Genomic DNA, 14,286 nt, shown 5'->3' on the forward strand with positions numbered 1-14,286 from the left:
CAGCCCGTCCAGCAGGGCGGCCACGCGCGCCTCCTCGCCCGCGGCGACCACCGGCAGCAGGCGGTCGACCAGCCCCTCGCGCAGCAGCGCCTCGGCGGCGTGGCGGATCACCGGGCGGCCGAGCAAGGGCAAGTACTGCTTGGGTTTTGGTGCGCCGAAGCGCTGGCCGCTGCCGGCGGCCATCAGGAGGGCAGCGATGCTCATGCGCCCTTGATAGGGCGCTTCCGCTCCGGGCGAAACGCCACCTGGCGCTGCCCATTTCGTGACCGTTGCGCCACGCCTCCCGTTGCGGAAAAGCGGCAGGGTGCCTATCCTGCACAAATCATGAGCAACACCTCCGAGCCGCGCCTGGCGCCGATCACGGTCGGCGACATCCGCATCGATACACCGGTCATCCTGGCGCCCATGTCCGGTGTCACGGACCTGCCCTTCCGGCGGCTGGCGCGCGGCCTCGGCGCGCCGATGGTGGTGAGCGAGATGATCGCCTCCCAGGCCATGGTTCGCACCAACCGCCAGACGCTGAAGATGGCGGAGGTGGATGGCTTCGGCGGACCGGCCTCGGTGCAGCTGGCCGGCTGCGAACCCGAGACCATGGCCGAGGCCGCGCGGCTCGTGGTCGATCGCGGCGCCGCCATCGTCGACATCAATTTCGGCTGCCCGGTGAAGAAGGTCGCGGTCGGGCAGTCCGCCGGCTCGGCGCTGATGCGCGACGAGATCGCCGCCGCGCGCATCCTGGAAGCCACCGTGAAGGCCGTGTCGGTGCCGGTCACGCTCAAGATGCGCATGGGCTGGGACCACGGGAGCCTGAACGCGCCGCGGCTGGCGCGCATCGCGCAGGAATGCGGCATCCGCCTGGTCACGGTGCATGGCCGCACCCGGCAGATGTTCTACACCGGCACCGCCGACTGGGCCTTCATCCGCCAGGTGAAGGCGGCCGTCAGCATCCCCGTCATCGCCAATGGCGACATCCTGACCGCCGAGGATGCCGAGGAGGCGCTGCGGCAATCCGGCGCCGATGGCGTGATGATCGGGCGCGGCTGCTACGGGCGGCCCTGGCTGCCGGCCGTCGTCGCGGCGCGCCTGTCGGGGCGCGCGGCCGCCGAACCGGCGCTGGCCGAGCAGAAGCGCATCCTGCTCGACCACTATGCCGACATGCTCGACCACCACGGGCGCGACCCGGGCGTGCGGCTCGCGCGCAAGCATGTCGCCTGGTATTCCAAGGGCCTGCCGGGCTCCGCGGAATTCCGCGTGCAGGTGAACCGCTGCGAGACGCCCGAGGCGGTGCTCGACCTGGTCCATGCCTTCTACGATCCGCTGATCGAACACGGCGTGGAGGCCGCGCGGGAGGGCTTCCGCGCCGCCGGCGAGGCGCCCGGCGCCAGCGAGGATCGGATCGCGGCATGAAGGGTGGCCTGCTGCGCCGCGCCATCCGCCCTTCCGGCTGGCAGGGCCGCCCGATGCCCGATGCTGCGGCCATCCTGGGGGCGATCGCCGTGCCGGTGGTGGTGCTGGACGGCGAGAACCGCTTCCGCAGCGCCAATGCCGCGGCCGAGCAGTTCTTCCAGACCTCGATCGCCTCGCTCTCGCACATGAATCTGGCCGACCTGCTGCCGCAGGACAGCCGGATCTTCGCGGTGATCGCGCAGGTCCGCCACCTCGACGCGCGGGTGTCGGACCACGACCTCACGCTCGACAGCCCGCGCCTGGCGCGCCGCGGCGTGACCGTGCATGCGGCACCGCTGCCCGAATTGCCGGGTGGCGTGGTGCTGACGCTGGAGGACGGCTCCACGGCGCAGATGCTGGACCGGCAGCTGAACTTCCGCGGCGCGGCGCGCGGCGCCTCGGCCATGGCGGCGATGCTCGCCCATGAGGTGAAGAACCCGCTCTCGGGCATCCGCGGCGCGGCGCAATTGCTGGAGCAATCCGCCACCAGCGAGGGCGACCGCGAATTGTGCCAGCTGGTGCAGGACGAGGCCGACCGCATCCGCGGCCTGGTGGACCGCTTCGACATGTTCTCCGACCGGCCGGTCGATCTCGGCCCGGTGAACATCCACCAGGTGCTGGACCATGTGCGGCGGATCGCATCCACGGGCTTCGCCTCGCATCTGCGGTTGCTCGAGGAATACGACCCCTCCCTGCCGCCGGTCTGGGGCAACCGGGACCTGCTGGTGCAGATCCTGCTCAATCTGGTGAAGAATGCGGCGGAGGCTGTTGATCCGCTGGGCGGCGAGATCGTGCTGTCCACCGCCTATCACCACGGCGTGCGCATCGCCGTGCCCGGATCCTCCGACCGCGTCCACCTGCCGCTGCAGATCAGCGTGCGGGACAATGGATCGGGTATCGCCGACGAGGTGCGCGGCACGCTTTTTGAACCCTTCGTCAGCACGAAGCGGGGCGGGCAGGGGCTCGGCCTCGCGCTCGTCGCGAAGCTTGTCGCGGACCAGGGGGGGCTCATCGAATGCGACAGTCGTCCCGGCAGGACCGTGTTCCGGCTTTCGATGCCAACGCCACCGCCGGGAAGCCTCGGGACCGCCCAATGAACGACGCCCGCACCATCCTGATCGCCGACGACGATCGCGCCATCCGCACCGTTCTGACCCAGGCGCTGGGGCGCTCGGGATATCAGGTGCGGGCCACCTCCTCCGCCGCCACGCTGTGGCGCTGGGTCGAGGACGGGGAGGGCGACCTGGTCATCACCGACGTGGTGATGCCCGACGAGAACGGGCTCGACCTGGTGCCGCGCATCCGGCGCGTGCGCCCGGAGTTGCGCGTTGTGGTGATGTCCGCGCAATCCACCTTCGCCACCGCCATCAAGGCGACCCAGCGCGGCGCCTTCGAATACCTGCCCAAGCCCTTCGACCTGAAGGAATTGCTCGCGGTGGTCGAGCGTGCGCTGGCGGCCCCGCCCAGCGCGGTGGCGGGCGGCGAGGAGAGCGAGGGCGAGAAGCTGCCGCTGGTCGGCCGGTCCCAGGCGATGCAGGAGATCTACCGCACCGTCGCGCGCCTCACGACCACCGACCTCACGACCATGATCACGGGCGAGAGCGGCACCGGCAAGGAGCTGGTCGCCCGCGCCCTGCACGACTACGGCAAGCGCCGCACCGGCCCCTTCGTCGCCATCAATATGGCGGCGATCCCGCGCGAGCTGATCGAGGCCGAATTGTTCGGCCATGAGCGCGGCGCCTTCACCGGCGCGCTCAACCGCGGCATCGGCCGCTTCGAGCAGGCCGCCGGCGGCACGCTGTTCCTCGATGAGATCGGCGACATGCCGCCCGAGGCGCAGACCCGCCTGCTGCGCGTGCTGCAGGAGGGCGAGTTCACCACCGTGGGCGGGCGGCAGCCGATCAAGGCGAATGTGCGCATCGTCGCGGCCACGCATCGCGACCTGCGCCAACTCATCCGCCAGGGCCTGTTCCGCGAGGACCTCTTCTACCGCCTCAACGTGGTGCCCATCCGCCTGCCGCCGCTGCGCGAGCGCATGGAGGATATCCCGCTGCTGGCGCGCCACTTCCTCGACCGCGCGCGTGCCGCCGGCCTGCCCGCGAAGCAGCTCAGCACCGAGGCGATGGACGCGCTGAAGGGCCACGCCTGGCCGGGCAATGCGCGCGAGCTCGAGAACCTTATGCGCCGGCTTGCGGCCCTCTATCCGCAGGAGGTGATCGGCGCCGATGCCGTCGCGGCGGAGCTGGCCGAGGCGGTGCAGCCCGCCGGACCGGACGGGCAGGCCATGCCGGCGACGCTGGAGCAGGCGGTCGAGCGCCACCTCGCGACCTTCATGGCGGCCCACAAGGACGGCATGCCGGTCCGTGACCTGTATGAGCGCGTGCTGGCCGAGGTGGAGCGCCCGCTGCTGCGCCTCGCGCTGGGGGCGACGCGCGGCAACCAGATCAAGGCGGCGGCGATGCTGGGTTTGAACCGCAACACGCTGCGCAAGAAGATCCGGGAGCTGGAGCTGCCGGTGGTGCGCGGGCTGTCCTGACCATGTACAGGCCCTGACATGATGGGCCTGTTCCAACGCCGCGCGGCCGGCCGGCCGGGATCGCGCGCCGCGCAGCCGCCCGCGAGCATCGCGGGCGACCCGCTGCCGCCTTCCTCCTGGATGCGCCGCCTGGGCGACGGGCTGCTCGGCGCGACGGCTACGATCGCGCTCGCGCTGGTCGCGCTGGTGCTCGGCATCGCGACCTTTGCGGTGCTCTCGGGCGGCACGCCGCTCGGGCCGACCGGGCCAGGGCAGGTGGTCGGCATCATCCTGGCGAACCTCGCGGTGCTGCTGCTGCTGGCGGCCTCCCTGGTGGCGCGGCTGGTGCGCATGTGGGTGGAGCGCCGGCGGGGGTCGGCCGGGTCGCGGCTGCATGTGCGCCTGGTGCTGCTGTTCGGCGTGGTGGCGGTGGGGCCGTCCATCCTGGTGGCGGGCTTCGCGGCGCTGTTCTTCAACCTCGGCATCCAGTCCTGGTTCTCGGACCGTGTGCGCGACACGCTGGAAGCCTCGCTGGTCGCCTCGCGCGCCTATCTCGAGGAACACCGCAACACGATCCGCGCCGATATCCTGGCGATGGCGAACGACCTCAACCGCGCGGCGACGGTGCTGCTGCCGGATAACGGGATCGCCTTCGCCCGCCTGCTCGCGACCCATACCGCGATCCGCGGGCTGACCGACTCGCTGGTGGTGGAACCGACCCTGGGTCAGGTGGTGGCCTCGGCCGGGCTGACCACGGGCGCGGTGGTGGACGTGCCGCCCTCCTGGGCGCTGGAGGCCGCGCGCGCGGGCGAGGTGGTGGTGCTGCCGAGCGAGAGCGGCGAGGGGCGGGTGCGCGCGCTGGTGCAGCTCAACATCCCGCCCGGGCTGCTGCTGATGATCAGCCGCCCGGTCGATCCCGGCGTGCTCGACCACATGCGCACGACGGAACTGGCCTTCCAGGAATACGACCGGCTGGATCGCAACCGCGGCGATCTGCAGATCACCTTCGTGCTGATCTTCGCCATCGCGACGCTGCTGGTGCTGCTGGGCGCGGTGCTGCTGGGGCTGCTGATCGCGAACCGGATCGCGCGCCCGATCTCGCGCCTGATCACGGCGGCGGAGCGCGTGCGCGCCGGCGACCTGTCCACCCGCGTGCAGGAGGGGGAGGCGGATGACGAGGTCGCGAGCCTGAGCCGCGCCTTCAACCGCATGACCAGCCAGCTCGGCGCGCAGCGCGGCGAGCTCATGGAGGCCTATCGCCAGATCGACGAACGGCGGCGCTTCACCGAGACGGTGCTCTCCGGTGTCACCGCCGGCGTGATCGGGCTCGATGCCGAGGGGCGGGTGAACCTGCCGAACCGTTCGGCCTCGGCGCTGTTGGGTGTGGATCTCGATGCCGCGATCGGCCTGCCGCTGGCGGGCGTCGCACCGGAATTCGCCCCGCTGATCGACGCCGCGCGCGCCCAGCCCGAGCGCCCGCAGACCGCCGAGATCCGCTCGGGCACGCCGAACGCCCGGCACACCTTCATCGCGCGGCTGGGGGCCGAGATGCAGGGCGGGCGGGTGGAAGGCTACGTGCTCACCTTCGACGACATCACCGAACTGCTCTCGGCCCAGCGCAAGGCGGCCTGGGCCGATGTGGCGCGGCGCATCGCGCACGAGATCAAGAACCCGCTTACGCCGATCCAGCTGAGCGCGGAGCGCCTGAAGCGCCGCTACCTCAAGCAGATCACCGACGATCCCGACACCTTCCGCCAATGCACCGACACCATCGTGCGGCAGGTCGGCGATATCGGGCGCATGGTCGATGAATTCTCCGCCTTCGCGCGGATGCCCCAGCCGGTGATTCGCCCCGAGGATGCGAACCGCCTGCTGCGCGAGGCGCTGGTGCTCCAGCGCGACGCGCACCCGGACATCGCCTACGAGACGCAGTTCGCCGATCCCGCCCCGGTGGTTCCCTGCGACCGCCGGCTGATCGGCCAGGCGCTGACCAACCTGCTGCAGAACGCCGCCGATGCGGTGGCGATGCGCGCCGCCGAGGGCGCGGGGCGGATCACCGCAACGGTCGATGCGACCCCGGAGCATGTCGCCATCATCGTCGCCGATGACGGAGTCGGGCTGCCGAAGGAGGAGGACCGTGACCGCCTGACCGAGCCCTATGTCACTCACAAGGCAAAGGGAACCGGGCTTGGCCTTGCCATCGTGAAGAAGATCATGGAGGACCATGGCGGGAAGCTTGTTCTGGAAGACCGGGAGGACGGCCCCGGTGCCCGGGTGACACTGATCCTGCCGGTCCGCGCCGCGGCGGAGGTCACGGCCGACCCGACCAGGACCGGCGAGGGAGCGAAGGTCGCGCATGGCGCATGAGATCCTGATCGTCGACGACGAACCGGACATCCGGACGCTGATCGAGGGCATCCTGTCCGACGAGGGCTACGAGACCCGCCAGGCGCATAATTCCGACTCGGCGATCGCCGCCTTCCGGCAGCGCCGACCATCCCTCGTGATCCTCGACATCTGGCTGCAGAATTCCCGCCTCGATGGCCTCGGCATCCTCGAGGCCCTGCATGTCGAGGAACCGCAGGTGCCGGTCATCATGATCTCGGGCCACGGCACCATCGAGACCGCGGTGCAGGCGATCCAGCAGGGCGCCTACGACTTCATCGAGAAGCCCTTCAAGTCCGACCGCCTGCTGCTGATCGTCTCGCGCGCGCTGGAAGCGGCGAAACTGCGCCGCGAGAACAGCGAGTTGCGCCTGCGCGCCGGGCCCGAGACCGACCTGCTGGGCGGGTCCGCGCCGCTCGGCCAGTTGCGCGGCGCGATCGAGAAGGTCGCCCCCACCGGGTCCCGCGTGCTGATCACCGGGCCCGCCGGCGCGGGCAAGGAAGTGGCCGCGCGCATGATCCATGCGCGATCGCGCAGAGCCGATGGCCCCTTCCTGGTGCTGAACTGCGCCACGCTGAACCCGGCCCGCTTCGAGGAGGAGCTGTTCGGCATCGAGGCCGGCCCCGATGCTTCCGCCCAGCCGCGCCGCGCCGGCGTGCTGGAACGCGCCCATGGCGGCACGCTGCTGCTGGACGAGATCGCCGACATGCCGCTGGAGACCCAGGGCAAGATCGTGCGCGCGCTCCAGGAACAGGGCTTCGAGCGCATCGGCGGCGGCACCCGGGTGAAGGTGGATGTCCGCGTGCTCTCCACCACCAATCGCGACCTGCAGGCCGAGATCGCCGCCGGGCGCTTCCGCGAGGATCTGTACTACCGCCTGGCCGTGGTGCCGCTGCGCGTGCCTGCCCTGCGCGAGAGGCGCGAGGACGTGCCGCTGCTCGCGCGCCACTTCATGGCCCGCTCCACCGAGACCACAGGCATGCCGCGGCGCGAACTGAGCGAGGACGCGCTGGCGGCGATGCAGGCCTATGACTGGCCGGGCAATGTGCGCGAGCTGCGCAACCTGATCGACTGGCTGCTGATCATGGCGCCGGGCGAAGCGCGCGAGGCGATCCGCCCGGACATGCTGCCGCCGCAGGTGGGTGCCGCTGCGCCTGCGGTGCTGAAGCTCGACCGGTCGAGCGAGATCATGACCCTGCCGCTGCGCGAGGCGCGGGAATTGTTCGAACGCCAATACCTCGAGGCGCAGCTGCTGCGCTTCGGGGGCAACATCTCCCGCACCGCGAACTTCGTCGGCATGGAGCGCAGCGCGCTGCACCGGAAGCTGAAATTCCTCGGCGTGCAGGCGGAGGACCGTGCCAGCCCCGCCGGCACCGTGGGCAACGCCTGAAGGACGACCGATGTCGCGCATCGCCTATGTGAACGGACGCTACCTGCCGCAGCCCGAGGCCTCGGTGAACATCGAGGATCGCGGCTACCAGTTCGGGGACGGCATATACGAGGTCGTCCATCTGTACGACGGGCGCTACATCGACGAGGACCTTCACCTCGACCGCCTCGAACGCTCGCTGCGCGAGATCCGCCTGCCCATGCCGATGTCGCGCGCCGCGCTCCGCCTGGTGCTGCGCGAGGTCGCGCGGCGCAACCGCGTGACCGAGGGCCTGCTCTACATGCAGGTCACGCGCGGCGTGGCGCGGCGCGACCATGCCTTCCCGGCGCAGCCGACCCCGCCCGCGCTGGTGGTGACCATCAAGCGCATCCCGCCCTATCCGACCGACATCGACCGCTGGGGGGCCTCCGCCATCACCGCGCCCGACCTGCGCTGGGCGCGCTGCGACATCAAGACCGTGAACCTGCTGCCCAACTGCCTGGCCCGCCAAGCGGCACGCGAGCAGGGCGCGATCGAGGCGGTGCTGTTTAACCCCGAGACCAACATGGTGACGGAAGGGGCCGCCACCTCCTTCTGGATCGTGGACGAGCACGGCGTGATCCGCGTGCGCCACCTGGACGACGCCATCCTGCCCGGCTGCACCCGTGCCGCCCTGATCGCGGAGATGCAGCAGGCCGGCATCCAGGTCGAGCTGCGGGAATTCTCGCTCGACGAGATGAAGCATGCGCGCGAGGCCTTCATCACCTCCGCCACCTCCTTCGTGAAGCCGATCCTGAAGATCGACGGCGCGCCGGTCGGCGACGGCAAGGTCGGCCCGGTGGTGCGCCAGCTGTTCGACATCTTCGCCCGCCACGTGAAGGGCGGCATGAAGAACGCGGCGTGAGCGCCGGCAACGCCGAGGTCATCCGTGCCTTCTACGCCGATCTCTGGGAGGCCGGCGACGTCACGCGTCTGCCCGTGCTGTTGCACGATGACGTCGCCTTCCAGGGCACCTTCGGCCAGACCATGCGCGGGCTCGAGGCCTTCGGCGCCTATGTGCGCTCGGTGCGCCACGCCTTCTCGACCTATCGCTGCGAGGTGCTGGACCTGCTGGTTGATGGGGATCGCGTGGCGGCGCGGGTGCGCTTCTCCGGCGTGCACGATGCCGGCCCCTTCCTGGAGGCGCCGCCGAGCGGGCGCACCCTTGCCTGGGAGGGCGTGGGCTTCTTCACGCTTGAGGCCGGGCGCATCCGCCAATTGTGGGTGATGGGCGACATGCTCGGCCTGCTGAACCAGCTGCGCGCATGATGCGCCCGGCCGCCATTCTGTGGGACTGGGACAACACGCTGGTCGATGGCTGGGCGGCGATCGAGGCCGGGCTGAACGCCGCCTTCCGCGCCTTCGACCTGCCGGAATGGGACCGCGCGACGGTGCTCAGCCGCGTGCGGAAATCGTTGCCCGAATCCTTCCCCCCGATGTTCGGCGCGGAGTGGGAGCGCGCGCGCGACATCTTCTACGCCACCGTGCGCTCCTGCCATCTCGAGGTGCTCTCGCCCATGCCGGGTGCGGCGGCGGCCATCGCGGCCGCGGGCGCGCTGGCGCCGCAGGCGGTGGTGTCGAACAAGCAAGGCGCGCTGCTGCGTGCGGAGGCGGCGCATCTGGGCTGGGTGGCGCAGTTCGGCGCGCTGGTGGGCGCGGGCGATGCCAGCGCCGACAAGCCCGCCGCCGCCCCCCTGCTTCTGGCGCTGGAACGGCTCGGCGTGCCTCCCTCCGGCAGCGTCTGGTATGTCGGGGACACCGTGCTAGACATGCAGGCGGCGCGCGCGGCCGGCTGCCGCGCCGTGCTACTCGGCGACGCGTCGCATGACGGCGGCGTGACGGCGGCGACGCCCGATGCCGTCTTCGCGGACGGCCATGCGCTGCAAGCGCACCTGCTTTCCCTTGCCAAGCCGTAGCGAGGGGAAGAAACTCTCCGTCGCCGGCGGCCGGAAATGGTTTTCGCCGGTCCGCAGACCGGTCGGTGACCGGCAAGAACAGAAGGACCGGTCCAATGGCCGCCGAGAAGTCCCAGAACGTGCAGGACGTGTTCCTGAACCACGTTCGCAAATCCAAGACCCCCGTGACGATCTTCCTGGTGAACGGCGTAAAGCTGCAGGGCATCATCACTTGGTTCGACAATTTCTCGGTGCTGCTGCGCCGCGATGGTCACACCCAGCTGGTCTACAAGCACGCGATCAGCACCGTGATGCCCGGCGCGCCGATCATGCTGTTCGATGCGACGGCGCAGGCCGGTGCGCAGCCCGCCGGCGCGGCTGCGCCCTCCGAGACGCGCATGACGCTCGCGCGTGAGGTGGCCCCTGGCGGGAACGACTGACGAGGGCGGCGGCGCGCCGACGCGCGCCGCCGTCATCCTGCCCTACGAGCGGACCAACCGCGTCGCCATCGGCGATTCGGGCGGGCATCGTGCGGCGGAGGCGCGGCTCGCCGAGGCGGTCGGCCTCGCGGCCTCGATCGGCGTCGCGATCGTGCATTCCGCCGTGCATCCGCTGCGCGAGCGCCGTCCCTCGACCCTGATGGGCGAAGGCCAGGTCGCGATGATCGGCGAGGCGCTGAAGGAACAGCAGGTCGGCGTCGTCGTCGTCGATGCCTCGCTCACGCCGGTGCAGCAGCGCAACCTCGAACGCGCCTGGGGCTGCAAGGTCATCGACCGCACCGGGCTGATCCTCGAGATCTTCGGCGAGCGCGCCGCGACGCGCGAAGGCACGCTGCAGGTCGAGCTCGCGCATCTGGAATACCAGCGGACGCGCCTCGTGCGGTCCTGGACGCACCTCGAGCGCCAGCGCGGCGGCTTCGGCTTCCTGGGCGGCCCCGGCGAATCGCAGATCGAGATCGACCGCCGCCTGATCGGCGAGCGCATCGTGAAGCTGAAGCGCGAGCTGGAACAGGTGCGTCGTACGCGGGGGCTCCACCGCAGCGCGCGGGCGCGGGTGCCCTATCCGATGGTGGCTCTGGTCGGCTACACCAATGCCGGCAAGTCCACGCTGTTCAACGAACTGACCGGTGCGGGCGTCTATGCGCAGGACCAGTTGTTCGCGACGCTGGACCCCACCATGCGCGCCATCCGCCTGCCGTCGGGGCGCACCGCCATCCTGTCGGACACGGTCGGCTTCATCTCCGACCTGCCGACGCAGCTGGTGGAAGCCTTCCGCGCCACGCTCGAGGAAGTGGCCGCGGCCGACATCATCCTCCATGTGCGCGACATCGCGCATCCGGACAGCGCGGCGCAGCGTGCCGATGTGCTGGGCGTGATGGCCGAGATGGCCGAGGGGCCCAACGCGTCGCTCGAGCCCGGTTGGGAGGGCCGCGTCATCGAGGTGCTGAACAAGGCGGACCTGCTGGGCGGCATCGACGCCGTGGCGCGGCGCGCGCCGGGGGCGGTGCCGGTCTCGGCTTTGACCGGCGAGGGGCTCGACGAATTGCGCCGCGCCATCGATGCGCGCCTCTCGGCCGGGCTCGAGACCGTGGAACTGAGCGTGCCGACCACCGACGGGGCCGGCCTGGCGTGGCTCTACGCGCATGGCGAGGTGCTCTCGCGCCAGGACGGGGAGGACGCGATCCGCCTGACGGTGCGCCTCTCGGCCGCGGATCGGGCGCGCTTCGAAGGCCGCGCTTGATCACCGCCGCGCGCGCCGCCGAGGTCGCGCTGCTGCTGCGCACGGCCGCGCGGGCAGAGATCCTGCCGCGCTTCCGCCGCCTGGCGCAGGGTGCGGTGCGCGCCAAGTCCGGCCCGCTCGACCTGGTCACCGATGCCGATGAGGCAGCCGAGCGCATCATCGAGGCCGGGCTCGCGCGGATGTTCCCGGGCTGCGCCGTGGTGGGGGAGGAGGCCGCCTCGGCCGATCCCGCCGTGCTCGACCGCCTGGCGCAGGCCGAGCTCGCCTTCGTGGTGGACCCGGTCGATGGCACGGCGAATTTCGCCGCGGGCGTGCCGCTCTTCGGCTGCATGGCGGCGGCGGTCTCGCATGGCGAGGTGGTGGCGGGCTGGATCCATGATCCGCTCGGCGACGACACCGCCATCGCGCTGCGCGGGGAGGGGGCCTGGATCGCGGATGGCGAGGGACGGCACATGGCCGACCTGCACGTCGCCGCCCCGGTGCCGGTCGATCGGATGGTCGCCGCCGTGTCCTGGACCTACCTGCCGGAGCCGCTGCGATCGCGGGTCACGTCGCGGCTGCCGCGCCTCGCCGCCACGGTGGGGTATCGCTGCGCGGCGCATGAATACCGGCTGACCGCCAGCGGGCATGCCCATGCGCAGCTCTACAATCGCCTGCTGCCCTGGGACCACCTGCCGGGCTGGCTGCTGCATCGCGAGGCCGGCGGATACGCCGCGCGCTTCGATGGCAGCGACTACTGCGCGGCCCATCGCGATGGCGGGCTGATCTGCGCGCCCGACCGCGAGTCCTGGGAAGCCCTGCGCGCCGCGCTGCTCGACCCGTGAACGACGACGAGGAGGGCGAGGACACCCCGCCCGGCCTGCCCCCCGGCACGCCCTTCTACATGACGCCCGCCGGCGCGGCCGCACTGCGCGAGGAGCTGCGCGCGCTTTGGGAAGACGAGCGGCCGAAGGTGGTGGAGGTGGTGTCCTGGGCGGCGAGCCTCGGCGACCGCTCGGAGAATGCGGACTACCAGTACGGCAAGCGGCGGCTGCGGCAGATCGACGGCCGGGTGCGCTTCCTGCGCAAGCGGCTGGAGCGCGTGCAGGTGGTGGACCCGGCGGCGCAGGCGAAGCGCGACCAGGTCTTCTTCGGCGCCACGGTGACCTATGCGCGGATGTCGGACGATGCGGAGGTGACCATCCGGATCGTCGGCGTGGACGAGGCCGATGCCGATCGGGGTGACATCGCCTGGGTGGCGCCGGTGGCCCGCGCGCTCCTGGGGGCGCGGTTGGGGGATGTGCGGCGGGTGCGGACGCCGGCGGGGGTGGATGAGGTGGAGATAATCGCGATCACCTATCCCGGAGGTTGAGGCGGGGCCACTGGGCTGTTGCAGAGCCTTGTCGAGGAAGTTTACAGGGGCCGCCGAGGGCTTGCCGGCATCATCCTAAGCGATTGAACTAGCAAACAAATTTTTGTGGCACGCGAACTGCATGATGCTCCTCGGTACGCGCATGGGGCGCGACAGATGTGGGAGATATGCCATGAGGAAGCTTCTGTTGGCGGGCGTCGCAACCGCGGGCCTCGCGCTCGCGATGCCGGCAGCCCAGGCGATGACGATCGGGACCATTCCCATGGGCGCCACCCAGAACAACCAGGTCATCGCGCCGCTGACCTTGATCGAAGGCGTCTACGGCGCCAACCTCTACCTGGTTGCGGGCGCGCCGGTGCAGATCACCGCGACGCTGATCGGCGTCGAGGCGGGCAACACGAACAGCTTTACCTTCAACGGTTCGACGCTCTTCACGCGGACCGGCCAGACCGGTACGCTGGGCGCCCCGATCGGTACGACCGCCGTGATCAACAACGTCATCGCCGGCCTGCTGAACTTCGGCTTCACCACGTCGGTGAACGGCGCGAACGGCAATGTCGCCAATGGCGCCAACATCGACCCGAACCTGGGCAAGGGCAACTTCTTCGTCTCCCTTACGAATTCCAGCAACTACACGAGCCTCGACCAGATCAAGAACGGGATCACCTCGGGCAGCGGGACCAACGCCTGGCTGTTCTATGACGATCTCGGCGCCGGCCCGGACGACAACCACGACGACCTCGTGGTGCGCCTGACCATCACCGGCGGCACCTTCACCGTGCCCGAGCCCGCCTCCATGGCGATCCTCGGCATGGGCCTGCTGGGCCTGGGCTTCGCGACGCGCCGCCGTCGTCAGGTCTGAGCGATCCGCGCGGCGCCCCGCGGCGCTGCACAGGATGCGACAAGGGGCGGTCCCGGCGACGGGGCCGCCCTTCGCGCATCCGGCCAGCCCCGCGCCGCGTCAGCGCCGGCTGGACAGGACGATCGCCTGCGCCACCAGATCGCCGGATTGCGCAGCCAGCACGCGTTCCAGGACTTCCCGCTCGGCCCGCTCGCCGGGTGATGCGCCCGGCTCCGCGCGCAGCGCCACACCGGCCACCACCGGCAGCCCGCCATGGCCGCTCGCCGCATTCCAGGCGTGGGTGGCGCGGTCTCGCAACCCTTCGCCGGCCGGGCGGCCATCGAGCCAGGTCGCCACTGCCGTCGTGCCTTCGCCGCGCGTCTGGCGCGCCTGCCAGACCGCTGCCCCGTCGGGCTGGGCGATGCGGAAGGTGGTGTCCACGTCGCTGCCGGCGGCCAGGCGCCGGCGCTCGGCGACCACCGCGGCCCAGCTGGCGCGGGCGGGGAAGACCACCACGCGCGCCGTCACGATGATGCTGCCGCAGCGCAGGCGCGTGCCATCCGGCTCGGCCAGGCATCCGGGCGGCGCCTCGAGTTCGACGGACAGCACGGTGGGCGCCTCGGCCCCGCCGGCGTCGAGGGCACGCAGCGCAGCCGGCCCCGCCGCCGCCCCGGCCGCCGAGACAACCGCCATGGCGGCGAAGGCCAC

The 14,286-nt window shown here is 71.1% G+C and carries 15 protein-coding genes; 13 read left to right on the top strand and 2 right to left on the bottom strand.

All coding sequences use genetic code 11. From position 1 onward, the window contains the following. Positions 1 to 204 (bottom strand): 2-C-methyl-D-erythritol 4-phosphate cytidylyltransferase (locus HW578_RS13695; protein WP_198371108.1); only part of this gene is annotated, 204 nt, incomplete at its 3' end. Positions 205 to 324: 120 nt separating this feature from the next. Between HW578_RS13695 and dusB the strand changes: the two genes are divergently transcribed. The 13 genes from dusB to HW578_RS13760 all read left to right on the top strand — a co-directional run bounded on the left by dusB (position 325) and on the right by HW578_RS13760 (position 13,599). Then, positions 325 to 1,404 (top strand): tRNA dihydrouridine synthase DusB, encoded by a 1,080-nt coding sequence (gene dusB, locus HW578_RS13700; protein WP_198371109.1) that lies wholly within the window; start codon positions 325 to 327, stop codon positions 1,402 to 1,404. Next, positions 1,401 to 2,540, top strand: a complete 1,140-nt coding sequence (locus HW578_RS13705) for a two-component system sensor histidine kinase NtrB (protein ID WP_198371110.1) — start codon at positions 1,401 to 1,403, stop codon at positions 2,538 to 2,540. The genes dusB and HW578_RS13705 overlap by 4 nt, the downstream gene beginning before the upstream one ends. Then, positions 2,537 to 3,979 (top strand): nitrogen regulation protein NR(I), encoded by a 1,443-nt coding sequence (gene ntrC / locus HW578_RS13710; RefSeq protein ID WP_198371111.1) that lies wholly within the window; start codon positions 2,537 to 2,539, stop codon positions 3,977 to 3,979. The genes HW578_RS13705 and ntrC overlap by 4 nt, the downstream gene beginning before the upstream one ends. Before the next feature lie 120 nt (positions 3,980 to 4,099). After that, positions 4,100 to 6,325, top strand: coding sequence for a sensor histidine kinase NtrY-like (locus HW578_RS13715; RefSeq protein ID WP_198371121.1), 2,226 nt, complete (start codon positions 4,100 to 4,102; stop codon positions 6,323 to 6,325). Then, complete coding sequence (ntrX, locus tag HW578_RS13720) at positions 6,315 to 7,733, top strand: nitrogen assimilation response regulator NtrX (protein ID WP_198371112.1); 1,419 nt, start codon at positions 6,315 to 6,317, stop codon at positions 7,731 to 7,733. Before HW578_RS13715 ends, ntrX begins: the two co-directional genes overlap by 11 nt. A gap of 10 nt (positions 7,734 to 7,743) precedes the next feature. After that, complete coding sequence (locus HW578_RS13725) at positions 7,744 to 8,616, top strand: D-amino-acid transaminase (RefSeq protein ID WP_198371113.1); 873 nt, start codon at positions 7,744 to 7,746, stop codon at positions 8,614 to 8,616. Continuing rightward, positions 8,613 to 9,020 (top strand): ester cyclase, encoded by a 408-nt coding sequence (locus tag HW578_RS13730; RefSeq protein WP_198371114.1) that lies wholly within the window; start codon positions 8,613 to 8,615, stop codon positions 9,018 to 9,020. Before HW578_RS13725 ends, HW578_RS13730 begins: the two co-directional genes overlap by 4 nt. Further along, the gene (locus HW578_RS13735; protein WP_198371115.1) at positions 9,017 to 9,667 is read left to right on the top strand and encodes an HAD family hydrolase; all 651 of its coding nucleotides are present in this window, start codon (positions 9,017 to 9,019) and stop codon (positions 9,665 to 9,667) included. Before HW578_RS13730 ends, HW578_RS13735 begins: the two co-directional genes overlap by 4 nt. Before the next feature lie 95 nt (positions 9,668 to 9,762). Continuing rightward, entirely contained in the window at positions 9,763 to 10,086 is a 324-nt protein-coding gene (gene hfq, locus HW578_RS13740) for an RNA chaperone Hfq (RefSeq protein WP_198371116.1), read from the top strand. Beyond that, complete coding sequence (gene hflX / locus HW578_RS13745) at positions 10,058 to 11,386, top strand: GTPase HflX (RefSeq protein ID WP_369407891.1); 1,329 nt, start codon at positions 10,058 to 10,060, stop codon at positions 11,384 to 11,386. Before hfq ends, hflX begins: the two co-directional genes overlap by 29 nt. After that, the gene (locus HW578_RS13750; RefSeq protein WP_408906251.1) at positions 11,386 to 12,210 is read left to right on the top strand and encodes an inositol monophosphatase family protein; all 825 of its coding nucleotides are present in this window, start codon (positions 11,386 to 11,388) and stop codon (positions 12,208 to 12,210) included. Before hflX ends, HW578_RS13750 begins: the two co-directional genes overlap by 1 nt. 59 nt (positions 12,211 to 12,269) lie before the next feature. Continuing rightward, complete coding sequence (gene greB / locus HW578_RS13755) at positions 12,270 to 12,737, top strand: transcription elongation factor GreB (RefSeq protein ID WP_456308279.1); 468 nt, start codon at positions 12,270 to 12,272, stop codon at positions 12,735 to 12,737. 172 nt (positions 12,738 to 12,909) lie between these two features. After that, positions 12,910 to 13,599 carry a PEP-CTERM sorting domain-containing protein gene (locus tag HW578_RS13760; RefSeq protein ID WP_198371119.1) on the top strand — a complete coding sequence of 230 codons (690 nt, stop codon included), beginning with the start codon at positions 12,910 to 12,912 and terminating at the stop codon, positions 13,597 to 13,599. 99 nt (positions 13,600 to 13,698) lie between these two features. Here HW578_RS13760 and HW578_RS13765 read toward each other — a convergent pair. Then, a partial coding sequence (locus HW578_RS13765; RefSeq protein WP_198371120.1) for a hypothetical protein occupies positions 13,699 to 14,286 on the bottom strand: 588 nt, incomplete at its 5' end.

The organism is Roseomonas rosulenta, from assembly GCF_016106005.1.
Classification (GTDB): domain Bacteria; phylum Pseudomonadota; class Alphaproteobacteria; order Acetobacterales; family Acetobacteraceae; genus Neoroseomonas; species Neoroseomonas rosulenta.